The following is a 24,738-nucleotide window of genomic DNA, read 5'->3' on the forward strand; positions in this document are numbered from 1 at the left end:
GCATCACTCCTTAATTATCGATTTTAGGGTATCGATAGCATCCAAAAACTCGAGCTGACTGACCTGGGATGTTAACTTTAACCACTCTTTATCTGATACCAGATTAACTGATAATTGCTCAAGATAGCTAATCGCATCTAAATTTTGCTCAACTAATAATGCCATTAACTTATCCATTTTATCTGATGATATACTGGTTATCGGCAATAATTGCGTTTTATCCAATTCATTTGTTGTTAACGCCACCGTTTCATCAGGAAATAAGGTGTCAAGTACATGCAAACTGTCGTTAATTTGCCCTTGGATCTGACTCAAATAAACATCCGCATCTATTTTAACATTATGTTTTATGTTCAGTTCAAGCTGCGCGGCAAAAGCAGCTAAACGCCTCGCACCAATATTACTGGCTGTACCTTTAATGGTATGAGCAATAATGCTTATTTTATCGGTGTCTTGTTGTGTAAACGCCTGGGTTAATGCTGTGAGCTGCTCTGACATTTCTACCGCAAAATGGTGTTTTACATCGATAAAGAATGCTAACTCACCACCAAAGCGCCTTAATATCGACTCAGGGTTTTCAATAATCACATCATTGTCGCCAAGCTCATTAGGTAACTCAATAAATGCATTTATATCATTTACACTGCCCAATGACGGCGCAGTTTGACCTAACAACCCCAACATACAAGGCAGTAAACGCGTCATGTCTATTGGCTTGCCAATATGCTCATTCATTCCGGCATCAAGACATAACGCTTTGTCAGCCAATGAAGCGTTGGCGGTCATCGCTAAAATCATCAAATCATTAAATCGACCATCAGCACGGATTAAACGCGTTGCCTCTAGACCATCCATATCCGGCATTTGCATGTCCATAATCACAATATCAAATGTGTTGCTAGATTCGGTTACCCACTCCACACCTTCAACACCACCTTTGGCTAATGTAACAACTGCACCTTGTAATCTAAGTAGCTCATAAATAACTTGGCGATTTAATTGATTATCTTCAACCACCAGCACTCTAATGCCTTGTAAGGCTAAGTGGGTCACTTTTTTTGTTTCTAACGGTATTTCTTCACCGCTAATAGCCTGATGTACCGCCTCAAGCATCAAGTTAGCCGTGATTGGTTTTGTTAACATATTCACAAACGGTTGTTGCTTATATTGCTTGGTTTGCTTCATGACCTCAGAGCCATAAGCCGTCAGCATAATTATGGCAGGGGCTTTGCCAACAGGGAACATAGATTGAATATGCTGTGCGGTTTCTAAACCATCCATGTCTGGCATGCGCCAGTCCATAATAATCACGTCATAATGGTTGGTGGCATGCAAACTTTGCTCAATAAGATTAATCGCCTGCTTACTGTTACTTGCTTCGTTAACATAAGCGCCATGAGCCATCAGTGTTTTTGATAAAATTTTACGGCTCATTTTACTGTCATCAACAATCAGGATATTTTTACCTTGCAAATCGATGTCTAAATAAGTGTTATTCATCTCAACAACAGTAAAAGACAAATCAAATCCAAAACGACTGCCGTGACCTAACTCACTCGTTAGCGTTAATTCACCGCCCATTAACTCCACTAAACGTTTGGTGATAGCAAGCCCAAGCCCAGTGCCGCCAAATCGTCTTGAGGTGGATGATTCTGCCTGTACAAAGCCTTGAAATATTTTACCAGCTTGTTCTTTGCTGATCCCGATGCCGCTGTCAGTCACTGAAATGGCCAGTTTCACTTCATTCTGGCTATGCTGATGACAATGCACCCCAACAATCACATGGCCCTGAGAGGTAAACTTAATTGCATTACCGGCAAGATTTAATAATACCTGGCGCAAGCGCAATTCATCGCCTTCGATAAGATAAGGGATGTCGGGATCAAGGTCGAAAATGACTTCCAGATTTTTACTGTGAACATTGGTCGCCACCATTACCGCCAGTTCACGCATCAAGGTTTCCATTTGAAATGGATGGAGATCAAGGTCAAGCTTACCGGCATCAATTTTGGAAAAATCTAAAATGTCATTGAGTAACCCTAACAAGGATTTTGCCGCGATTTCTGCTTTGGTCACATAGTCAAGTTGTTGCCGGGTCATATCAGAATGCTGCACTAACTGAAGCATGCCCAATACTGCATTCATGGGTGTGCGAATTTCATGACTCATATTGGCTAAAAATGCCGACTTGGCCGCACTTGCCGCATCGGCTGCCTGCTTGGCTAAGCGTAATGTTTGCTCTAACTCACGCTGCTCGGTAATATCGCGGTTAATTCCCACAACACGTACCGCCTTACCCATTTTATCGTAACTGATTTGACCACCAGCATGGATATAACGCACCTGATTTGCGCGATTAATAATTCTAAAGGTCGATTCATAAGTTGAATGGCTCTCAATGGCCTGCTGCAATGCTTGTTCTGCCATGTACAGATCATCTGGGTGAATGCGCTGTTGCCAATGTTGGTAATTAAGGCCTTCTTCTTTTATCTCAATCGGGTAGTCGTACATCACAAACATACGATCGTTCCATTGCAAGTCACCCGTTAATAAATCAAAATCCCATATACCTAGCTCTGCAACCTCGGCAGCCTTAATCAATTGATTACTGGCCGACACTAACGCCTCTTGCTGCTTCAATATTGTATCAATATTAACCGCAACCCCAAGATAACCAACAAGTTCACCCGACTCATTACGCATGGCAGTGACCGATAACGACACCTGGCATTGGCTATAGTCTTTACGCACATAAGTCCAGGTGCGCGTCTCAGGACCAAAGTTTCTGGGCTTATAAACCATTACATCAAATGCACTTATCTCTTCGCCAAACTCCTCGGTTAACTCTTTACCACGCGCCCTAACTTCGCCAGGCACATGCAATATTGCTGGACTCATTTTACCGACGACTTCACTCGCACTATAGCCCAGTAATAATTCAGCACCGCGGTTGAATATGGTAATTAGGCCATCGCTGTCTGTTGAAATAATGGCAATTTCAGAGGCAGCAGCAAGCACATTGGTCAATAATGAGGTCAGTTTAAGATTTTCAAGTTGAGTATGCTTACGCTCAGTGATATCAATTCGCAAGGCAATACAACGTTCTAATTCACCATTGTTATCAAGAATCGGAGTAATGACCGTATCAAACCATTTCGCATCCCCCTGCTTATCATGGTTGCACACTTCACCATGCCAGCTTTTACCATTAATAATGGTTTGCCACATGTCTTTCCAAAATGCATCGTCATGGTGATTAGATTTTAAAATAGAATGTTTTTGGCCAATCATCTGCGCGCGTGTATACCCAGAAGCAATACAAAAATAGTCGTTAACCGCTAATATCAAGCCATCTTTATCTGTTTCAGAATATAAGAGCTGTTGGTTAATATTATCGAGTAAGGTTTTATTTTCAGAAAGGGCATGCTGCAAAGCTTGTGTGCGCTGAGTAACTTTTAATTCAAGTTCGGCATTCAAACGTAAAATTTGTTTTTCAGCGTTTTGTTGCGCGGTAATATCTCGAATGGTTTGACTCACCCCAGTAATCACACCAAATTCATTGTAAATGGCTAATGAAGTCATCGTGGTTGTGAGTAACTCATTATCTTTACGCTTATGTTGGCCAATAAAGTTTAATAATGGTTGACCCTTTAACACTTGTTCAAATTGGGCGATTTCTTGGCTTTTGCCTTCTTCGGCAACAATAAAACCATGCTCTTGATGGCCAATAACCTCATCATTAGTATAACCAAAGGTAAGCTCAGCACCTTGATTCCAGCCAGTGATAACGCCATCACAATCATAACTAATAATGGCATCTTGCGAATGTTCTAAAATATTGGCTCGTCGTTCATTATCGGCTAACACTAACTGCCTTCGGCCTAAGGTATAGCTATAAAAGGCAATAAAAGATGCCAGCAACAAACTCAAAATTAAGCCGTAAGTAAACACAATATTAGGCGAGGTTAAATGAAATCCATTAACAAAATTGGGGTAGGCAACTAACGATATCTGCCAATTACGGCCAAAAACTTCACGTTCGACAGTCACTATATGTTCAGTTAACGGACTTGAGTCGTCGATATGGGTTTCATAAAAAGTCACAATGTTTGCAGCGTCGGTAATGTCTTTGACTAGTAACTTAGTACTTGGTCGCGACAGCGAGACATCGTCAAACACTTCATTGGCTACCAGTGGTGCATAACTCCAGCCAAAAGCTTGTTGCTCCCTTAACTCTGGCGTATCAGGTGTTCCGCCTGTACGATAAATCGGCATTAAAATTAAAAATGCTTGTAATGGATTACCTGTTGCTTGAACTAAGGTAATAGGCCCGGTTAATCTCACCTCGCCAGTTAAAATAGCATCTAACGCGGCTTTTCTTCGGTTTGCTTCCGAGGCAATATCTAGCCCTACCGCGGAATAATTACGCTCCACTGGTTCAATATATTGAATGATATAGCGTTCACCGTCATGAGCGTTAAGCTGCCTAATTTCGAACGTAGGCCAGCCATCTAATTTCGCTGCGCTAATAAAATTGGCTTCGTCAGTCACACTCACTCGCCGAATAAACCCAAACCCTCTAGCGCCAGGAAACTCCTTATCGATATCGCGCGTCTGAGTGTATTTATTAAACCCTTGCCGATTAATCCCATCTTCACCTGCGGTAAAAATAATACCGCGAGCACTGCGTAAGCCGTACTGATACAGCTGAATACGATCAGTGATATTATTTGTCACTTGCTCTGTGACGCCCTTTAGCTCATCGACAATGATGTTATTGTTTTGATTTTTAACACTTAAAGCAACACCCACACTAATGACTAGGCCAACAGCGAAGACTCCGACACCCAATTTAAGCGCGTTTTTATAATTTGCAAATCTAGTCATGATGATATGAGTTTCAGGCAAAGGGAGTTTAACTGTGGACGATATCCCATTTATTTACAAGCTACACATTGAAAAACATAGTTTTTTTTAAGTTGTTATAATGATCAAAATTTAACCTTGAGTTGGCTTTTGATTGCATTTTCGCCGAAAACATTAAAGAGATCATGTCGTGTACCGATAAATGTTAGCAGCTCAAACTGTCATCACTCTATCGGCTATTGCGCAAAAACATATGTCACTATCAGAATTAAAAATACAACAAACATTATAAAAATGACTATGATTTAAAAACGTAATAATGGTATACAAACCGACCACATAAACAGACAATTTAAGGATAGAAATGAGAAATATCAACATTGGAAAATTGTTATTACTGGGTTTTTCTATTCCTGTTATCGCTATTATTGGATTAATGTTACTGTCATTGTCGCAAATGAATACCATTAACCAACAATCCACTGAAATATCAAATAATTGGCTTCCTTCAGTACAGTTAATTGAACGCATTAACACTCAAACGGCTGATCTCCGCAACGATGAAGCGGTGCATATTATTTCGACTGACGCTCAAACCATTCTGCAAGTAACAAATCAAATAAATAAAAAAAAGCAAGTCATCGAAAAAACCATCAGCGATTACAAAATACTCATATCAAGTCCGCAAGAGCAGGCTCTTGTTGATGAATTTGATGGGTTTTATCATCAATACCTAGCCATTCAAAACGATTTACTTCGTCTATCTGAAAACAATAACAATGATGAAGCAAAGGCCATGTTTCTTGGAAAGTCGCTCGCGGCTTACAGTAAATATTCAGACACGCTAATCAAATTATCAGAGCTAAACGAGAATGGCGCGATTAAAGCCAGTGAGTATGGCGATGTCATTTACGATCGTTCTATTACCATCCTGGTGGTGAGCGTGGGTGTTGTAGCAATTATTATTATATTTATGGCTTTGCGTATATCCACTATTCTCGTTAATTCAATCACTGTGATCCAGCACGCTATGATAAAAATGTCTCAAGGCGACTTGAGTGTGCGTATTGATAATCAGGGTGAAAATGAACTTGGGATATTAGCAAATTGTTTCAACAAAACATCAGAGCAGTTTGCCAAATTAACGCAACAGTTAATCTCTGTAGCCGAAACAGTAGACAGCTCATCTCAGGCACTTTCAGTCACAATGGAGCAAGCGGATAACAACTCGCAAAACATGTTAATGCAAGTTGAACAAGTGGCAACGGCAGTTAATGAAATGTCGAGCACTGCCATGGATATTAGCCGTAATGCAACAGATGCAGAATCATCCGCAATTGAAGCAAATCAAAGTGTTAATAAAGGTCATCACGCATTACAAGAGTCGAACAAAATTTCCGATAAGATCAACCACTCTATTAAAGAGTCGACTGAAATTGTTAATCAGTTAAAAAGTTACTCAAATGAAATCGGTGCTGTTATTGAAGTGATTAATGGCATTTCTGAACAAACCAATCTATTAGCACTTAACGCCGCCATTGAAGCCGCACGCGCGGGAGAACAAGGCCGCGGCTTTGCTGTAGTTGCAGACGAAGTTAGAACCTTGGCAGGTAAAACACAAACATCAACCATTAATATTCAAGAGATTATTACTAAACTGCAAAACCAGGCATCTAAGGCAGATGAATACATGCAATCTAATGCATATTTAATCGATGAAGCTCAAAAAATGGCTCAAGAAGTAAGAGACTCTTTCTCAGACATTGCTTTATCAGTGTCTAAAATCTCAGAAATGAATTCATTAGTGGCAACCGCATCAACAGAACAATCAAGCGTGACAGACGATATTTCGAAAAATATTACGCAAATGGTCGATATGGTTAATCAAAACGTTGCAGGCATTAGTGATAGCTCTAAAGCAAGCATTGAGCTGTCGAAACAATCATCTAACCAGAAAAAAGTGCTTTCATTTTTTACTATCGGCTAATCTTTTAGGGACAATATTACAAACATAAAGGCTACCCGAGGTAGCCTTTATGTTATGTGTTAATCATTATCGGCCTACGGTAGTCTCGGCCAGCGCGTCAAATTGGATAATATAATAACGCCCATCACTCATATCTTGTTGGTTATTCACCGCTGGCGATAAGTGTAATTTGTTTACCGCCACCAGGATTTTGCCATCAGCGGTGGTAGCAAAACCATCTGCCCAACTGAATTTATCGGCGTCTTGATGCAAAAGATGATATTGGCGATCCGTATCGATGTAGCCCACAGCATTGTGGGTCATATCTGTCACATAAATGTTGCCGCTATTGTCTATGGTAATCCCATCACTGATGGGTTTATTGGCATAAAACTCAACTTTGCTGCGCAACATATTGGCCGAAATTTTGGCGTCTAATAAATATTGAGTGTGTACGCGATACAACTTCTCACCACTTAGCGCGCCAAAATATACCCACTCACTATTAATATCTAAGGTAATCGAATCGATACCAATACGAATAGGCTGACCGCCAATCGATAATGTTTTGCCATCAATCACAGCATCAATATCTTCTGGACGAGTATAAATAGTGCTATCGAGTACCCTGCGGGCCTGACCGGTGGTTAAATTAACCACAATTAAACCTGCGTTATCGCCACCAGCAGGATCGCTGATATAAACCGCTTCATGCTCGCGATCGACCGCTAAATCATTTAAAAATGAATTCACTGGTAACACTGCGGCCGTTAATTCAATCGTTTTATACAGTTGATTATTTAAGGTGTCCCAACCGATTAAGTGCCCTGCTCTGTCATGACCTGTGGCGGTTTCTAGCATCCATAAAATACCCTGATCATCAATCACAACCCCAAGCACAGGGTTAAGCTTTTGATTAAATTCACGGCTAGGATAATCCATTATCGTACCGTCTTGCTTAAGCTCTACAATTCGCGCATCCACACCATAAAAGTGATGATTACTCATAAAAACACGGCCTGTAGCAGATACAGCTACATTTCCTGGAGGGTGTTGTTTATCGAGCTCACGAAAAACAGAATAATCAGCCGCTACCGCGAGATAACTAAACAGTGTCAATGCGGTAAACATTGACGCTAAGACCAATTTAATTGACATAGAAATAAACCTTATAATGTCTTCAACGTTGCAATAATGTCTTGTGGGTCCATGCGATAAGTATAATCAGCATTCACAAATGCATTGGCAATAATGCCATCTTTACTCACCACAAACGTCGCCGCTAATGGGAAATCAAATTGACCCGTACCGTTGTGTTTCTCGACTTCCACACCAAATTTAGCGTAAAGCGTACGGATCTCACCGGGTAATGAAAATACAACCCCAAGTGCTCTTGCATAATCAGCATTAATGTCAGACAACACTTCAAAGTTAAGTTCATTTTTTTCAGTGGTCGTTAATGATATATCGGGTAGTTCTGGGGTTATCGCGACAAATGTGGCCCCAAACTGAGCAAACGTATCTAGGTGCTGCTGATATGCGCGTAACGCTAAATTACAATAAGGACACCAACCGCCACGATAAAAGGTCACTACCACTGGCCCGTTGGCGAGTAAATCACCCAAATTACGAGTTTGACCTAATTGATTTGGCAGCTCAAAATGCATAAATGTATCACCGATTTTCGGCGCCTGCTCAACAAGGCCAGATAATCGCAGCTGTTGTGTCGCATCCGACATAATGGCCATTAATTCAGGTGGAATGTTAGCGGCACTGGTTGCACGTTGTTGATCGAGTTGGGCAGATAAAGACATTATTACGCTCACTTATAACTTGAATATGCATTCAAAATAACGATTATAGTTAAGATAAGCAAGCTTTTTTGAACAATCATTCAAGTGATGCTATTATTTGACAATCAGCCCTATGAATAGCTCATTCAATCAGGCTATTTGAAATATGCAGTACGATTGAGGAATAAGCGCAATGGCAAAGAAACAGTATCAACGAGAAGACGTTTTAGATAACGTCATTACATTATTTTGGCAACAAGGTTTTGCGGCATCGAGTATCCAGCAAATCACCAAAGCCACAGGATTAAAACCTGGCAGCATTTATCATGAATTTGAAAGTAAAGAGAAGCTGTTTCAGGAAGCATTAGCGCGCTATGCCGCCTCCTCAATTGATTCTATTCACAAAAAAATGGCCAATGCCTCAAACGTCAATCAAGGTATTAAGCAAATATTGACCGATTTAATTGAACAGTCTAAAGCGTGTGATTATTGCGGCTGTTTTTTGATCAAAACACAACTTGAGTTGGCTTCACAAGGTAATACCTTGTACCAATTTGCATCGGCGCAATTAGCCAGCATAGAAAAAATTTATGCCCAATACCTCAGTCGCGTTTATAGCGACGAACTGGCTAAAACGTATGCAGCACAACTGATGACGGTCATTTTTGGTATTCGTATATACGGTTACCAGGCAGACTCGGCCAATACCATCACCCAAACATTTAACGCGCTACTACCCTGGTTAAATGAGCACTAATCCGATAAGTACAATAAGTGCGATAAGTGCTCATTATCGCCATATCAACAGAGCTTTCAGGTCAATAACGGCTTAAAGCTAAAGCGGTGTATCTGTAAGTGATTTAATGATCTCATAGAGCCGCTCTTGAAATGACGGCGTAGCATCTGCGGCCAGCGTGATAAAAGCCCCAATCAACACCTGGACACGATATTCAGCCAAACTAATATAACCATTTACCCAATCATGTCTGGCCAAACGTTGGCAACCAAACAATTGTTTTGCCAACCAGGCTACATCAACCTGCCCCTTTAAAAAACCATTGTTTTTGGCATCGACACACACTTGTGTAGCGATCGCTAACGATTTATTAAAGATGCCGTTAGGTAATTCATGATCAAAAAACTGAGTGCGTTCACCTGCAACAAATGCCGCCTTATAAAAGGCTTCATTGGCCGTAAAAAGATCTAATAAACTGTCAATAAACGCTTCTGTAGCCACAATAGGATCGTGAACATTAGGCTGCGCTAAAGCGACTTCAACCTTAGCCACCATCTCAACAACAAGCTGTTCAAAAATATCGCTTTTTTTACCCAATAAATTATGGACAGTAGGAATACTCAACTGTGCCTTAGACGCCAACTCATTGATGGTAAAGGCTTCAAAACCATTATTCGAAATAATCTCTCTGGCGATAGAGAGTAACCTCTCTTTTCTTAACGCTTTATTTGCTTGGCGAGTGGCATTACCGCGGGCATTACTTGTTTGTGTCATCAATATAAGCCTAAATAAAACTTGACCACAGATTTTATTGTGAGTTAAGTTTTACTAACAATAAAAACTGCAGAATAAAAACTGTAAAATAAAAACAAGGCCCTCATTATGAACCAAGATATAACTAAATCAATCAACGCATGTGCCGCGCACTATGGCGAACACGCAGAACAAATGAAATCCTATCTGCTTAATGGTCAAGCCCAGGCATATAAAATGAATAACCGCGGCCCGATTAAGTTTGATGAAAGCGGCGCCCTTGCCAAAGATATTCTTGCTGCCTATCAGCAATGTGGCTTTTACATATTTGAAAATGTACTCAGTGAAGCCGAGCTTGATGACGTTAAAGCTGATTTAGCCCAAATGCGTAGCACATTTTCAGCCGAGCCTTATGGAAAAACAACCGCAGACGGCAAGCCAGCACTCGGTGCAGACAATATTGCGCCAAGTTTAATCTGGTCAAAATCATTAGGCGATCCCCTCGGCGGAACGGCAATAGCCAATGGCCGCCACCAGGTAAAACTCTTTGAGCCAACAGCGGCTAAAGGCTCGCCAGAATATGCGCCATTTGTATTACTAGGCTCATTGCAATTTTCAGAGGCGTGTTTACGTATTTACGGCCACCCACAATTATTACGTGTGGCCGAGTGCATCAATGGCGCCGATTTTGCGCCTTTTCATGAATGCTTATTTATTAAAGATCCGGGTGTAGGCGCCGCAGTGTCGTGGCATCAAGACGGTGATACTCATTGGAACAGCCAGCATTTTGATGACGGTATTCATGGGTTTAACTTTATGGCTCAAGTGTATGGCAGCACAGCAGTCAATGGCGTTTGGGTATTACCTGGCAGCCATAAAACCGGCAAAATCGACATCAAAAATCTTATCGAAGCATCAGGAAGCGAGCGTATTGAAGGGCTGGTACCTTTACTGTGTGGCCCAGGCGATGTGGTCATTTGCAACAGACAGCTGCTACATGGATCATTTGCCAATACCTGCTTTGAGCCACGTGTCACCGTCAATTTCGGATTTCATCGTCGCTCATCAGTGCTCGGCGTCATGGGGGCTGGCATGCACAGTGAAGCGCAAGAATACACAGAAGCACTTATCGATGAACGCTCTAAAGTGATTGGTTACGCTATTGATGCCCGTCAGCAAAAATACCCAGACGAAACCCCTTATCAATATCAACCTTTTATCGATAAAGGTGTGCAGTACACCTGGGATCAACATGCTAAAAAAGACATTAAAGATTACAACCTACGCGATCTCAGTATATAACGTTCACGCTTTCTGGTCTCAACGACAGAAAGCGCACTTTTAGGTTTTAAGATGCCCATACCACGCGGAATTTATCCTGTAATACATACGCCATTACAGCCAGACCAATCACTCGACATGGTCAGTTTTGAGGCTTGTTTAAGCCGTTATCTCAAGAAAAATATTGCTGGAGTTACCCTTTTGGGCTGTGGCGGAGAACTCCCTTATTTTAGCGATAATGAGCAATACCAGCTCGTAAAGGCTGCACACACAAGGTGATTCCGGCTAATGAAGAATTAGTAGCCAATAAGGATATTATTGTGGGTGTTAATGTCTACTCAAGCGCACAAGCCATTGATAAAACCAGTAAATATGCAGGTTATTGCGATGCTATATTGTTACTGTTAAGTCACTATTATCCTGTGAGTTTTAATCAATACTATCAATCAATTCGCGCTATTGCCCATGCATCTACAACCCTCATATTGTTTTATTATTTTCCGCAAATCACTCAGGTATTTCTCAGCGTAAAACAACTGCCAGCTCACAGGTACAAATCAAAACAGCGCTTAAATATATGGGTATACTAATAAACTCCACTGTGAAGGCACCATTAGCGGGAATAAGTGATGCTGATGCAAACAACATACAGCTGCTAATCAAGAAATTTCAACGTTAATCGATATGAGCTGTGCGAGTTACTGGCACAACCAAATTAAGTATATCTTAGTATTACCCACAAACTTTTACTGAGGTTGCTCGCATTTGGATGCTTCGAAATAAATACATTCAAAATCCGTAGCAGACATTGGCTTGTATAAATAATACCCTTGAGCTAAATCACAATGAAATTTTTGTACATACTCAAGCATAAATTGATCTTCAATACCTTCGGCAATAACAATCAAATCAAGGTTATGGCCAATATCAATAATCGTTTTAGCAATGGCTGCCGACGAGCGATTACTTTCAACATCCTGTAAAAATGCCTTATCGATTTTGAGATAATGTAGCGGTAAAAACTGCAAATAACTAAACGATGAATAGCCTTTACCAAAATCATCTAAAGCAAAGGTAATCCCATAATTATTGAGCAACAACATGGTTTCTTTGATACTGAACTTATCTTCCATAAAAATCGATTCTGTCAGTTCAATAATCAACAATTTACCTTCAATATTAAACTCCGTAAGCGACAGGATTAAGTGGTTGATTAGTGCTTTATTTTGAAATTCCAAACTACTCAAATTTATTGATATTGCGACATCATAAATAGCCATTTTTTGCCAGGCGGCTAGCTGTTTACATGCTTGAGTAATCACTGAGCACCCAATATCAATAATTAACCCCGTTTGTTCAGCTACAGGAATAAAAACATCAGGCGGGACAACTGTGCCATCAGGTTGTGTCCAACGGCATAATGCTTCAACACTCACCACTTTCATGGAGTGTAAATCCACTTTGGGTTGATACACGAGATATAATTCATCATTCGCAATGGCGCTGCGTAGGCTTTGTTCTATGGCCAATTGCATGAGGGCTTCTTTTTCAAGTGCCTGGCTATAAAAATGAAAGCTATTCTTACCTAATGACTTTGACTGATACATCGCAAGATCCGCTTTGCGGATCAAACTATTGGCATTGTCATCATCATTGGGAAACAATGCGATTCCGATACTAGATGTCACCACAAATTGGCGTGAACCAATCGTAAAAGGCTGCTGGATCAAGGCTAACAGTTCTTGACACACATGTTTGACCGCCATTTCAGAATCGATATTTTCAAGCACTATAATAAATTCATCCCCTCCCTGGCGCGATAAAGTATCAAATTCTCGTAACCGACTTTGCAAGCGTCTCACGACCTCTTTTAATAATAAGTCGCCTGCATCATGACCTTCTGCATCATTGATTTTTTTAAAATCATCTAAATCTAAAAATAATACCGCAAGCTTTTGCGCTTCTCTTTTACTGGCAGCGATAGAATGCTCAATCCTGTCGAGTAATAATGCCCGATTAGGTAGCCCCGTTAACGCGTCATGAAATGCATGGTACTCAATGGTGGCTTCATATTGTTTTTGTGCCGTCACATCACTGAAACACCACACTCGACCAATAATCCGTTCATCTTGTATTTGCGGCAATGAACGATAATCAAAAAAACGTTGGTCAAGTAACTCAAATGTCCCACTTAACTGTTGGAATGGATCGGTATGTAAACTGTCGATAATAGACAACATGTGTTGCTTATCTTTCAGCACACTCAAAAATGCTTCCCAATGCGATACGGGTTGAAGCCCTAGATCCTCAAAAAAAACTTTACCCATGCTATTAAATGACTTTAGTTCGCCATTTAATGCATAAACAAAAATAATTTCGCCGGTGGCATCAAATGTTGCATTTAATAATCCAACCGAGCGTTCAAGCTGATCTTGAACACTTTTCATTTCCGCTAACTGATTTTTTAATGTTTCATTGCGTTCATTTAGCTCATTAGAAATAAGGAATAAAGCCCGTTCTAACATTTTTATACTTTGCTCATTTTGAGCATAGGCAGCAGAAACCGACGTCAAAAGGCGATTGTTATTTTCAATAAATCGTTCATCTTTTTGACATCGGTTAAGCTGTCGCAAAAGTAATTTATGTGTATTCAATATGGCTACTTCTCTGACAGTAACGTGACAGCCATGGTCTGGTTGTGTAAACCACATCGACCAATCGATTTAATAGGAGATATTTCACCGTATGAATAAAACCCCGTTATGCTACAGGCGCCTGGTAGTTCTTGCTTGATGATCTCAAGTTCTTCTTCAACTTGCTGCCCTAAAACCAATCTACGGCCAATGCAACTGATTAAAATAGCCAATTCAGGCTCACATCCATCAATCGATGCTAACGCTTCGTTAGCAGCATGTTGAGCACCCTCTAATAAATCTTCGCCATTGGCATACATTAATTGACATCTCGCCCCTTCGGGTAAGTTCCCCGCAAACGACATGCTTTTTTGATGTTCATCAATGGATAATATTGTCCGAACAACAATCTCATCTTCACCTTGCTGTTGTAACGCTAAAGGATACAACAAAGCTGATGCAGGCAAGTCTGCTGAGAATTCACCTAAAAAAGACCGATAGAGATCCAAAGCAGGTTGACCATCAAGTTCAAATAAGATGTTGTTGCGCGCGCGCGTAATTAAACGCGTAGGTCCAAAAGGTCGCCAACCACCTAAATAACCATAACCAACAGATAAGCGCTCACCATATAAGCCCACAAGCACAATAATGCCAGAGCCAATATGGTCATTGTGCCACACGGTAGTTTGGTTAAATCGGTCACCGTCTCCCGCGAGTCCACCTGTGGCTCTAACGCCTTGAGGCAAGTCTTGATATAAACCATCTACCAGCTCAGAACCATTGATGATATTGCCATCAGACATCACTAAAACATGACGTAGATTGTCTTTTGGCAGTTGTGCGATTAAATGCTTAATTAAGACAGAGCAATCTGCGTGTGACTTCACAGAGTCACTCACAACATGAACGTCACTATGCTCAAAGGTAATCGCTGTAATACACAGGCTGTCATCATAAAGCTGGTCACTTTGAATTTCACCACTGGTGCTGCCACCAATAATATCGGCGTTGGGAAATGCCGTTTTTAATGCACTAACGCAATCAGCTTGTTGCATTAGTTCCGGCGCACCGTAAACCAATACAAGCTGGGCATCACTGTGTTGCTCAAGCGGTTTACTCCATTGACCATCTTGGTATTTTGCTTGGAAAGTATTCAATACGTCCTCCTAACTGTTGGTGACAGGCAATCCGCAATACATGAACTTCTATTAATGATTGGCGATATGAACATACTGCAGATTGATGATGTCGAGCGCCGTATTGGGCTTTATACCATGAGTCACATCAGGCTAAAACCTTGTTTTAAATAAGCCTATTGGGTACAAAGCGCACGTATATTTTAGTATAGAACAAGTTTAACAACAGAGGTTTATTGACGCATGAGCAACCAGGCTTTATATGGTGGTGCTTGTCTATATGTTTGTCATCACGACAAGCGAGAATGAAATGCCTGAGGTTTTCTCAAACAATTAATTTATCCGGTTTTATTGTTGGCAGCCACTTCGAGCCTTTTTGGCACAAATATCATTGGACAAACGACTGTTTTGTGGCAACCTGAACTCACTACGTATCGCATTTCTTTTTGACGAAAATTAGATGACATGAAAGTAGCTTAACCAATATGATGTTAATTTATACTGTTTAATACTGATGAAGGATCCATCATTGCTAGCACTCATCAACAAACACCAAAATAGTGACGCAGGGCTTCAACAAGCTCGGGTTATTTCGTTGTTTTCATTAGTTGGCATGTCAATCACCTTATTGATGGGGATCGTGAGTTTATTTGGTGAAAACACCACCCTCACAATCGTGTTGTTTATTGCCAGTATCACCTACTTGATCGCCTTCTTTTCTGTCAAAAAGTTTGATCTCAGTGTTAGTGCAACACTGGTTATTTACTCACTGTATTTATTGATGTTTTATCTGGTGTTTAGTGGCGGTGTTTCCCAAACCGGTCCACTGTGGATTTTCATTGTCGCCCCCGTCTCTGTATACGTATTAGGCTTACGCCAGGGCTTAATTAACTTAACCATCTTTCTAAGTATCATCTGCATTATTATGTTTTTACCTCAGCAATGGGTTAATCATGCGCAGTACAGCAATGCATTTGTGCTTAGACTGATTATTTCGTTTTTAACCATGTCATTTTTATCTGCCCTGTATGAATACTCCAGAATGCAATCCTACAAAAATGCACTTGAGCTAAGCAGACAATACCAAGAACTGGCCATGCGCGATCCACTCACCAAATTAGCCAACAGACGTAACGCCGCCGCCATTTTAGAACAAGAAAAATCAAGGTTGCAGCGTAACAATGAACCGTTATCGGTATTATTGTGCGATTTAGACCACTTTAAATTGGTTAACGACAAATACGGCCACAATGGTGGAGACATGGTGCTGACTGAATTATCAGCCCTCTTTAAAGAACAAGTTCGACAACAAGATTGTGTCGCCCGTTGGGGCGGCGAAGAGTTTTTAATTATTCTGCCGCAAACCTCAGCAGAGCAAGCGAGCATCATTGCTGAAAAAATCCGTAGCAGCGTTGAGCAGTTCACCATCAACTTTGTTAAACACCAGATCCGCGTCACCATCAGTATTGGCATATCACAACTTGTTGAAGATCAAACTATCGATGAGCTGATCAACAATGCCGACAAATGTTTGTATCAAGCTAAAACATTAGGGAGAAATCGGGTTTATCCTTAATACCATTGTGCGTTAATAAGTGATGACTCAGAATGCATCCAGCGTTTTTTGTGTAAGGAGTCGCTATGTAGTAATGGTTGTTCCCTTTCAAATAGCGAGAACGCAGAGCAAAATCCGCTGGGGCATTCCTTTGTGGCGAGTTTTAAAAGGGCTTACACTGCGTTGCATGACTTCGAAAGAGAATAACTATTCATTCAGTCATTCGCCTTGTTTAAGCCCTTTTAAATTCTCGCTGAGAGATCACTTACTAACGCGCAATGGTATAATTAAACGTCACATCGACCGTGGTCGAGTATCGACTGATGTTTTTCATCACCACCGTGTAAGAGTCACCCTCACAACGTTTTTGCTTAATGACGATCGCTGCACCTGCATCCATGGTATTGACCGACTTTTTGCGTTTGACGCGCACCGGCGCCGCAAGATCATCTGGCGAGTAGATCACAATGGGGGATTTGGGCTGGTAGATCCCTTTACTGACATCATTAGGATCACATGGCACTTGGGTGAAATGCGTCACACCGTCGATTTCACATTGGTACACGGCAGCGAACATGGTTTGCAAAGGCCAAAACAGTAATAAGCCTAGAATAGTGCGGTACATCTCAAAATCCTTTTTTACGCAAACTAATGCAAATGGCAACGTCTATGAAACCAATCTTAAAAATAGGTTGGCGATAATCGCACTGTGATGAGATGAAAGGGAGCCTAACGTGACATACCCTGCTCTAAATCGATAGCGCTTCATTTGCGCATGTCACTGAGGCTTACGAATAAATCCACTGTTTGAATATTCACAGATAGACGAGAAATAAGCAAAGTGATAACCTTTATGTCCATTTAACTTATAAGGATATTAATATAATGAACAAAGCCTTACCGCTTATTGTTGTTATGTGTGCCTCCCTCACCACCGCCTGCGCTACACTTGATAAAAAGCAGGTTGTCGCCACGGCTCAACCGGCTGTTGCAGTCAGCGTTACCCAAACTGACGCAGCGTTAAATACCAAATCATTAAAACGTAAAGTCGCTATTGGCCGATTCACCAATGAAACCACATACGGACAAGGCTTTTTTATTGATGAAGATAACAATCGCATCGGTAAACAAGCGATGGATATTTTGTCTTCTAAACTGTTTCAAACCGGCAAATTTATTATGCTTGAACGCGCAGATTTGGGGCAAATTGAAAAAGAGCTCAAGATGGGCGGCAGCGCCACCCTTAAAAATGCCGCTGATTACCTGATTGTCGGTTCAATCACCGAGTTTGGCCGTAAAGAAGTCAGCGATGTCGGCGTGTTTTCACGAGTGAAAAAACAAGAAGCCAATGCCAAAGTGAACATTCGTATTGTCGATGTTTCGACTGGACAAATTATCTATTCTGAAGAAGGTAAAGGCATCGCGTATTCTGAAGCCGGATCTGTGATGGGTGTGGGCGACAGAGCAGGCTATGACAGTTCGTTGAACGATAAAGTATTGGATGTGGCGATCACCAACCTTGCCTCAAACGTCATCGAAAACATGTTAGACAAGCCTTGGCAGTCATACATTTTATCGTATGATGAAGGGAATGTGATTATCTCTGGCGGCAACTCACAGAACATTACACCCGGCACCCAATTTGAAGTCATCAAAGAAGGTAAGAAAGTCAAAAACCCGCAAACAGGCATGTTCATTACCCTGCCAGGCAAAGCCATTGGCGTGATTGAAGTCACCTCTTCATTTGGGGATACCCCAGAGTCAGAAGTGTCTTTTGCTACTATCGTCAGTGGTAATCTTGATCAATATATCAAAGCCCAAGATTACACCGGCTTATTTATTCAAGAAATGAAATAAGGATCCATGATGAATATCATTAAAATACTTATCGTCAGTGCAATGTTATTTGTTGTCTCTGGATGTGGTTATAACAGTGGCATCAGATCTGAAGCGGCAGCGTCTTATTTGTATTTCACAGGGGAAGCTGAAGGCGTTGAAGTGTCAATTGATAATGTCCCTGCCTTTACGGTCACTAAAACAGGCATGGCTAACCAATACCGTATAACCCCAGGTAAACACCTCATCGTAATCACCCGTGATGCTCAAGTCATCGTGAAACGTGAACTGTTGATTGGCGACGGTCATGAAAAAGAAATTTATATCCCATAACAATACGGAAATTACCTTGATGAAAATGAAATTAGTCAGCCTACTTGGGTTTGCGATCTTATTAAGTGGCTGTGCTGCAACTGAGAAGCCGATGTACGAATACGGTGAATACTCTGAAAGCTTTTACGCACTAAAACGTGATGCGGGAGAGGAAAATGCTGCGAAATGGAAATCGTCATTAGAAACGATTATTACTAAATCAAGTGAGCAATCACTTCGCGTACCACCTGGAGTCTATGCAAACTTAGGGTTTATACACCTAAAAGCAAACGATAATAATAAAGCCGTTGAATACTTTGAACTGGAGAAAAAGATTTACCCAGAAGCTGAAGTTTTTATGAATAACTTGATTAAGAAAGCTAACGCGCAAGGATAAGTTCAATGTCTGTGTTCAAACTATTAAAACCTGTTTTGGTAACGTTCTTTGCATCGACCATGCTAACGGCCTGTGTGGCACCGACTTATGTAACAAAAGGCACTGAATTCCCAGGGATGTACACTGAAAAGCCTAAATCATTATTGATTATGCCGCCTATCAACTTAAGTACGGCTGCAGATGCAAAAGATTACTACTCAACGACGGTTGAAATGCCGGTTGCATTCCATGGCTACTATACTTTCCCTTACGAACTCACAGCTGAAGTCTTAAAAGAGCAAGGGATCTACGACAGTGAGTTGGTCTACGACATTCCGCTCAACAAGTTTCAGGAATACTTTGGTGCTGATGCGGTCTTATTTACTAAGATTGTTAAATGGGACACCTCTTACGCTGTCGTTGCATCTAACTTAACGGTATCGATTGAGGCTGAGATCAAGTCAACCAAGACCTCTGAAGTATTATGGAGCTACACTGGCACTGTGGTGGTAGATCTGTCTGGAAACTCAGGTGGTGGCGGTGGATTAGTCGGATTACTGGCGAATGCGATTGTCACGGCTATCAATACAGCCGCAGCGGACTATACCACCTATGCTAAGCAAGCCAATGCGCGTTTTATCTATAGCGTACCGGTTGGGCCTTATCACCCGCAGTACTTAAAAGATCAAGAAGTTAAGATTATTCAGCAACAGCAACCGAAGCAAGAAACAAATTAGCTTCTGAATATCAGCCTCAACACATGTTGGGGCTTTTTTTATATTCCCTTTTTTGCTCAATCCTCACAGTACTAAGCTCTCTCAACCTTACGCATTCCTGTGTATCCAATCACTTAAGCAAGAGGTTAAAATTGATAACTCGTTAAAAAGCAAATGTAGGTTAATGATGTGGCCAATTTTTTCACATACGTTCAATATCTATCAATACTTTATATTTAGCTTTGCATATTTTATTAATGCGCGGATTAAAGGAGCGCTATCGTTTTTACCTTTATTGATTGCGACTTGTGTAGAAAGCTTTTTATATTTGAGGATTTCATCTACGACTTGCTTTGGAGTGTAATCGTACCGAATGGATAAGCTGACTAGCATATCACTATCAAATTTAACCGATTGTTCCATTGCAGCGTTAATGGCACGAACGCCTTGAAGCTTCAATGCGATTTTACGCTCACGAGTGTTAATTAAGCTTTCTTTCACACGGCGTTTATGTGTTTTGAATGCATCAGGTGATTTTAAAGATTTTATATCGCTGATAATCACTTCTATAGGAAATGGCAAAGAGGAAGTGAGATAGTGAAGTAAATCTGCTGCGTTCAAACCGCGTTTTAAGTATAAAATATAAACTATCTTATCCCTGCGACATAATACCTCTGGATCGATGATTTCAAGCTCAACACTCACTTCGGTAAAATCTGCCGCTTCATGTTGCTCATCAAGTTGCTCAGTGATGACAATATTTGACAGTCCCTGATTAACCGTTTGCTCTGCTAGCGCGTCATTTTCCTTTGCTTGCTCTGGTACTATCGCATGCGTATCCTGGTAGTTATTAAAGCTGCCAGATACACCTTTAGTGACCGTTTTTTTGTCATCCGCATTGTGTTCTTGATTAGGCATAACAAACACTCGAGCTAGATTTTCTGAGAGATAAAAATATAATTATCATAGCCTTAAATAGAGTGATGATAATCGCGTATAAATAAGCATACACTTAATCACCATAAAGTGAGTTATTTCTATTTTCGATATTATAGCCAAGATTAACATCAATACTAAATGCTAGGTTTATGTTTAAGGGCAATGCCACGTTTATCGTTTCATTCTTTTACCGTAATAATACATCTATGACATTCTGCACTAAAATCAGTAACACTATCTTAAGCGATTAGAAACATAACAGCCCCGACATTACGGGGCTGTTATAAGAAAACCTAGGTTAACGACTACTTGTCAGCTGTTTCAGGGTAAAGGCTGTTCCACCATTGTGGCTCGTCTTTAAGTTTCATATCAAACCAGGCCATAGTGGTGTTCCACCAGTCAAAACGCGCCTGGCGAGTGTTGATGTGATGGTCTTGGTCATTAAACTCCACCAGCTCGACCTCTTTACCCAACAACTTAAGTGCGGTGTACATGTAATGGCTTTCGCCCACTGGCACGTTAGTATCAGCATTTCCATGGATTAATAATAACGGCGTAGTGATTTTATCAGCATGATAAAGCGGGCTTTGCTCGACATAAAGCTCAGGATTATTCCACGGAAAACTGCCGCGACTCGCCACACCAGAATACCCATAGCCCCACCAGCCATGTCCCCAGTACGATGACAGATTACTGATCCCTGCATGCGACATCGACGCGGCAAAAATATCAGTTTGCGTGGCCAAATACATGGTCATAAAGCCACCGTAAGATGCGCCCATATTACCCACGCGTGTTGCATCAACATAGCTGTGGGCACTTAAGAATGCTTTAGTGCCTTCAATAATGTCATCTGCGCTGTACTTGCCCCATGCATTAACATGGCGTCCGCTAAAGGCCTGGCCGTAACCGGTGGCGCCATTAGGTTGCAACACATACACCACATAGCCTTGAGCGGCCCACAAGTTAAATGGCCAGCGTCCAGTAAAGTGACGTCCAACCGGTGACGTGCCGCCATAGTAGTACACCAATGCAGGATACTTTTTGTTGGCATCAAAATCGGCAGGAAGATACACGCGACCATCTATGTTATGGCCATGTTTGTTGGTAAAATCAAAGTCTTCGATTTTCCCTAGACGTGTATCGGCATAATTTTGCTTTTGGCTGTCAAATAACACTTGTTTACGGCTTGAATTAAGCGACATGCTGTAAGCTTTTTGCGGCGCAGTGGCCGAGGTGCCTGCAACCACTAAGGTCGGTGTCGATTGCTTGGTCGCAACACTAAAACCATCAACCATATCAACACCAGTGTCGATAAGACTAAAACGGCTTTTACGCTTATCAAACAAATACAGCGGTGAGCGGTCGCCTTCGGTAACCGTGACCAACAAATCATCATTTTCAAGCTTGGTCATACTGCCAATCGCGGGGTCAAAGTCTTTGCTTAATGCGCTAACATTGCCCTTTGCATCACGCCAATATAACTGACCGTCATAGTCATTGACTTCAATATTGGGATCTTGCATGCCAACGCCATTCATAAAGCGCGGACCGGCGGTAATGTACATGCCATCATCAGCATATAACGCACCACTGAAGCTGCGGTATTCACCAATTATAGTTTCGCTTAAATCCGCTACCTTAAGTTCGATGAGCTGAGTGATACCATGAGCAGGTGCTTTGTAATCCACAGGTGAACGAGTCAACAATAAAGTGCCTTTATCGGCATTGCTGTCTAACAGCGAACTGGTGATTTTACTGTCGGTAAGTTGGCGAATAAACCCCGAGGCCACATCTAATTGATAAAGCTGACTGTTGTTACGCCAATAGCTCCAGCGATCTTCTAATGCTTGAAAACGCTTTGAAGTGGCTTTGTCATCGGCTTTAAACGGCTTTTCCCAACTAAACAGTAAACTGTCGCCAAACCACTGCAAGCCAGACACATTTTCAAGCTCAGTGGCGGCGATATCGATAGTTAAATCAGCGACATTGAATAACTGAATTTGTTTATTCGCCACAAACGCGAGGTGTTTTGAATCATCAGACCATACCGCACTGCTCGGGCGGCTATCTTGCCAGCGATACAGCACGCTGTTGTCTGGCAATTTGCGCAGTTCTGTCACTTGAATAGGTTTATCGCCCTGGGCGGCTTGATACTCAATGGTTGATTGCAGTAGATATTTACCATTTGGCGATAGGGTTAAGTTGCTGATGACCTTTGAGTCAAAAAGCTGCTCTGCCGATACGCGTTGTGATTTTTGCGCGCTAAAATCGAGCTCATCAACATCGCTTTTACCTTGCCAATCCAGGCTAAAAGACACGTCTTTTTGCAAGCCATCTGCAAGCAACATAAGTTGATAATCACCATTGGCGAGTTTAAGCTCGACCTTGTCGGCTGATTTTACTAGCTGACCGTTAAGATATACCTGTGGGTTTTCAAGGCCTTTAACGGTTAATGTACCTTGCGTAAAGCGCTGTGTAGAAACCGACAAACGGTAGGCTAACCAGCCCTCGCCTTCGGCTTTCGATGTACCGGCTTGCCAGGAAAGCGCTTGATTAAATACTTTTACCTTACTGGCTTTATGCTCTTGGCTGAGTTTGGACACCAAATTGGCACGCAAGGCATCCGCCTGAGCGCTTTTAGATAACGCCGTAGCAGAGGCTTGGGTTACAGGGCCAATTCGCTCAATATGCTTGGCGTCAATTTCGGCGCCTTGCGCCATGCCCGAAATGGCCATCGCTAAACTGGTTAACACCAGAGAAAAAACTTTCATTACACGTCCTTATTATTGTTATTTGTATTAACCTTGCGATACATCACTCTCAGTACCTATTTTCTATAATCACTGAGAAAAACAATATTCGACAGATCATCAACGGCATTGTTAACGCCAATGTCTTGCAGCCAAACATCCATAAAGGCCTTATTTGGAAAAAAGTGCTTGCCTCGCCCTTTAGCATTGCGAGGGATTTGTCCAACAAAAGCACTAAATGCAGTCCAATCATATGGTTCTAACAGCATGCCCTCTTCAAAGCACTGCCGTTCTAGGTGCCAAGCAACATCATTTAAATGCCCTTGAACACTGCGATCCCCTCTGGCATGAAACGCACAAGTATTATATTTATTGTCATATTGCTCTAAAGCCAGTTCAACCTCTACAGAGTCAATCCCTGCCAACTCAGCTAAAAACTCAACATTACTCTTTAACATTTGCTCAAACGTATTAAGAAAATTGATTTCATCACCCTTTTTTGTCGCCAAGAACGTTATGCAATAACGGCTAACATAATCCATCACTAATAAATATTTTTTGCGTTTAACGGTGACACAGTGCACCACCCAATGCCATTGAGTACCATCGTGTTCATGTGGTTCAACATCTGCGGGGAAAACAGGCATTTCCACTGACTCGGCAATGGTTTTATGCGGTGCGGCTTCTAAGCAAGACAACACTTCGCCTTTACGAGTGACACTAAAAAACTCCGCCGCCGCTTTAGTACAGTTAAACACTAACATTGGTATTCCATTGGGTAGAAACAAAAATTGAGCTGATTATATCAACAACAGGATAATAACGACCACAACACAAGGTTAATTAATGCCAAATATCATGCTTAGGGCCTGTTGATCTTTCAAGGTTGTTTTTGCAGCGAATTGTTGGCCATTACTCACATATACAACTGCGCGGCAGAGACTTCGAGATGTAGTTATTCTACATAACAAGTCGATAACGCAGTAAAAATAACCAACAAACGCTGCCCGAAGGGTTCGGCTAAAAACGTTTTACTCTTTGTTGAATGAATTTTGCTTAGATGACTAGGCATCAATCCATTCGCCTC

At 41.4% G+C, this 24,738-nt stretch carries 20 protein-coding genes; 10 read left to right on the forward strand and 10 right to left on the reverse strand.

Annotated elements, in window-relative coordinates; genetic code table 11:
• Positions 1-3: 3 nt before the first annotated feature.
• Positions 4-4,887 (reverse strand): PAS domain S-box protein, encoded by a 4,884-nt coding sequence (locus GQA99_RS11220; RefSeq protein WP_160053977.1) that lies wholly within the window; start codon positions 4,885-4,887, stop codon positions 4-6.
• 343 nt (positions 4,888-5,230) lie between these two features.
• Between GQA99_RS11220 and GQA99_RS11225 the strand changes: the two genes are divergently transcribed.
• Entirely contained in the window at positions 5,231-6,853 is a 1,623-nt protein-coding gene (locus tag GQA99_RS11225) for a methyl-accepting chemotaxis protein (protein WP_160053978.1), read from the forward strand.
• A 66-nt stretch (positions 6,854-6,919) separates the two neighbouring features.
• Here GQA99_RS11225 and GQA99_RS11230 read toward each other — a convergent pair whose 3' ends face one another.
• Together GQA99_RS11230 and GQA99_RS11235 are read right to left on the reverse strand one after the other, a co-directional pair.
• Positions 6,920-7,990: an L-dopachrome tautomerase-related protein gene (locus GQA99_RS11230; RefSeq protein WP_160053979.1), complete on the reverse strand. Its 1,071-nt coding sequence runs from the start codon at positions 7,988-7,990 to the stop codon at positions 6,920-6,922.
• A gap of 11 nt (positions 7,991-8,001) precedes the next feature.
• Positions 8,002-8,646: a peroxiredoxin-like family protein gene (locus GQA99_RS11235; protein WP_160053980.1), complete on the reverse strand. Its 645-nt coding sequence runs from the start codon at positions 8,644-8,646 to the stop codon at positions 8,002-8,004.
• A 172-nt stretch (positions 8,647-8,818) separates the two neighbouring features.
• Between GQA99_RS11235 and GQA99_RS11240 the strand changes: the two genes are divergently transcribed.
• Positions 8,819-9,382, forward strand: a complete 564-nt coding sequence (locus GQA99_RS11240; RefSeq protein WP_160053981.1) for a TetR/AcrR family transcriptional regulator — start codon at positions 8,819-8,821, stop codon at positions 9,380-9,382.
• A 78-nt stretch (positions 9,383-9,460) separates the two neighbouring features.
• On the opposite strand, the gene GQA99_RS11245 is transcribed toward GQA99_RS11240, so the two are convergent.
• Positions 9,461-10,135: a TetR/AcrR family transcriptional regulator gene (locus GQA99_RS11245; protein WP_160053982.1), complete on the reverse strand. Its 675-nt coding sequence runs from the start codon at positions 10,133-10,135 to the stop codon at positions 9,461-9,463.
• 108 nt (positions 10,136-10,243) lie between these two features.
• Between GQA99_RS11245 and GQA99_RS11250 the strand changes: the two genes are divergently transcribed.
• The 3 genes from GQA99_RS11250 to GQA99_RS11260 are packed head-to-tail and all read left to right on the forward strand — an operon-like array spanning position 10,244 to position 11,985.
• A complete protein-coding gene (locus GQA99_RS11250) occupies positions 10,244-11,416 on the forward strand; it encodes a phytanoyl-CoA dioxygenase family protein (RefSeq protein ID WP_160053983.1) in 1,173 nt (390 codons plus the stop codon).
• A 51-nt stretch (positions 11,417-11,467) separates the two neighbouring features.
• On the forward strand, positions 11,468-11,674 hold the full coding sequence (locus GQA99_RS20940; protein ID WP_160053984.1) for a dihydrodipicolinate synthase family protein: 207 nt from the start codon (positions 11,468-11,470) through the stop codon (positions 11,672-11,674).
• Positions 11,671-11,985: a dihydrodipicolinate synthase family protein gene (locus tag GQA99_RS11260; RefSeq protein ID WP_160053985.1), complete on the forward strand. Its 315-nt coding sequence runs from the start codon at positions 11,671-11,673 to the stop codon at positions 11,983-11,985. The genes GQA99_RS20940 and GQA99_RS11260 overlap by 4 nt, the downstream gene beginning before the upstream one ends.
• 156 nt (positions 11,986-12,141) lie before the next feature.
• Here the strand turns inward: GQA99_RS11260 and GQA99_RS11265 are convergent, their stop codons facing one another.
• Together GQA99_RS11265 and GQA99_RS11270 are read right to left on the reverse strand one after the other, a co-directional pair.
• A complete protein-coding gene (locus tag GQA99_RS11265) occupies positions 12,142-13,920 on the reverse strand; it encodes a putative bifunctional diguanylate cyclase/phosphodiesterase (RefSeq protein ID WP_229785901.1) in 1,779 nt (592 codons plus the stop codon).
• A 134-nt stretch (positions 13,921-14,054) separates the two neighbouring features.
• Positions 14,055-15,185, reverse strand: a complete 1,131-nt coding sequence (locus GQA99_RS11270) for an FIST signal transduction protein (protein WP_160053987.1) — start codon at positions 15,183-15,185, stop codon at positions 14,055-14,057.
• Positions 15,186-15,693: 508 nt separating this feature from the next.
• Between GQA99_RS11270 and GQA99_RS11275 the strand changes: the two genes are divergently transcribed.
• Positions 15,694-16,740 (forward strand): GGDEF domain-containing protein, encoded by a 1,047-nt coding sequence (locus GQA99_RS11275; protein ID WP_229785900.1) that lies wholly within the window; start codon positions 15,694-15,696, stop codon positions 16,738-16,740.
• A 247-nt stretch (positions 16,741-16,987) separates the two neighbouring features.
• Here GQA99_RS11275 and GQA99_RS11280 read toward each other — a convergent pair whose 3' ends face one another.
• Positions 16,988-17,344 (reverse strand): DUF4124 domain-containing protein, encoded by a 357-nt coding sequence (locus GQA99_RS11280; protein WP_160053989.1) that lies wholly within the window; start codon positions 17,342-17,344, stop codon positions 16,988-16,990.
• Positions 17,345-17,604: 260 nt separating this feature from the next.
• Between GQA99_RS11280 and GQA99_RS11285 the strand changes: the two genes are divergently transcribed.
• Genes GQA99_RS11285 through GQA99_RS11300 form a run of 4 tightly spaced genes read left to right on the forward strand, consistent with a single transcriptional unit; the run spans position 17,605 to position 19,980 of the window.
• Complete coding sequence (locus GQA99_RS11285) at positions 17,605-18,576, forward strand: CsgG/HfaB family protein (RefSeq protein WP_160053990.1); 972 nt, start codon at positions 17,605-17,607, stop codon at positions 18,574-18,576.
• A gap of 9 nt (positions 18,577-18,585) precedes the next feature.
• Positions 18,586-18,888 carry a hypothetical protein gene (locus GQA99_RS11290; protein WP_160054026.1) on the forward strand — a complete coding sequence of 101 codons (303 nt, stop codon included), beginning with the start codon at positions 18,586-18,588 and terminating at the stop codon, positions 18,886-18,888.
• On the forward strand, positions 18,863-19,264 hold the full coding sequence (locus GQA99_RS11295) for a DUF4810 domain-containing protein (RefSeq protein ID WP_229785899.1): 402 nt from the start codon (positions 18,863-18,865) through the stop codon (positions 19,262-19,264). The genes GQA99_RS11290 and GQA99_RS11295 overlap by 26 nt, the downstream gene beginning before the upstream one ends.
• Before the next feature lie 5 nt (positions 19,265-19,269).
• A complete protein-coding gene (locus tag GQA99_RS11300; RefSeq protein WP_160053991.1) occupies positions 19,270-19,980 on the forward strand; it encodes a GNA1162 family protein in 711 nt (236 codons plus the stop codon).
• Between the two features lie 201 nt (positions 19,981-20,181).
• Here the strand turns inward: GQA99_RS11300 and GQA99_RS11305 are convergent, their stop codons facing one another.
• The 3 genes from GQA99_RS11305 to GQA99_RS11315 form a co-directional block, all read right to left on the reverse strand.
• Positions 20,182-20,877, reverse strand: a complete 696-nt coding sequence (locus tag GQA99_RS11305) for a hypothetical protein (RefSeq protein ID WP_160053992.1) — start codon at positions 20,875-20,877, stop codon at positions 20,182-20,184.
• A 326-nt stretch (positions 20,878-21,203) separates the two neighbouring features.
• Positions 21,204-23,672, reverse strand: coding sequence for an alpha/beta hydrolase family protein (locus GQA99_RS11310; RefSeq protein WP_160053993.1), 2,469 nt, complete (start codon positions 23,670-23,672; stop codon positions 21,204-21,206).
• A 56-nt stretch (positions 23,673-23,728) separates the two neighbouring features.
• Positions 23,729-24,415 (reverse strand): DUF6933 domain-containing protein, encoded by a 687-nt coding sequence (locus GQA99_RS11315; protein ID WP_160053994.1) that lies wholly within the window; start codon positions 24,413-24,415, stop codon positions 23,729-23,731.
• Positions 24,416-24,738: the final 323 nt, after the last annotated feature.

This window comes from Shewanella litoralis (genome assembly GCF_009828585.1).
In the GTDB taxonomy this organism is placed as follows: Bacteria; Pseudomonadota; Gammaproteobacteria; order Enterobacterales; family Shewanellaceae; genus Shewanella; species Shewanella litoralis.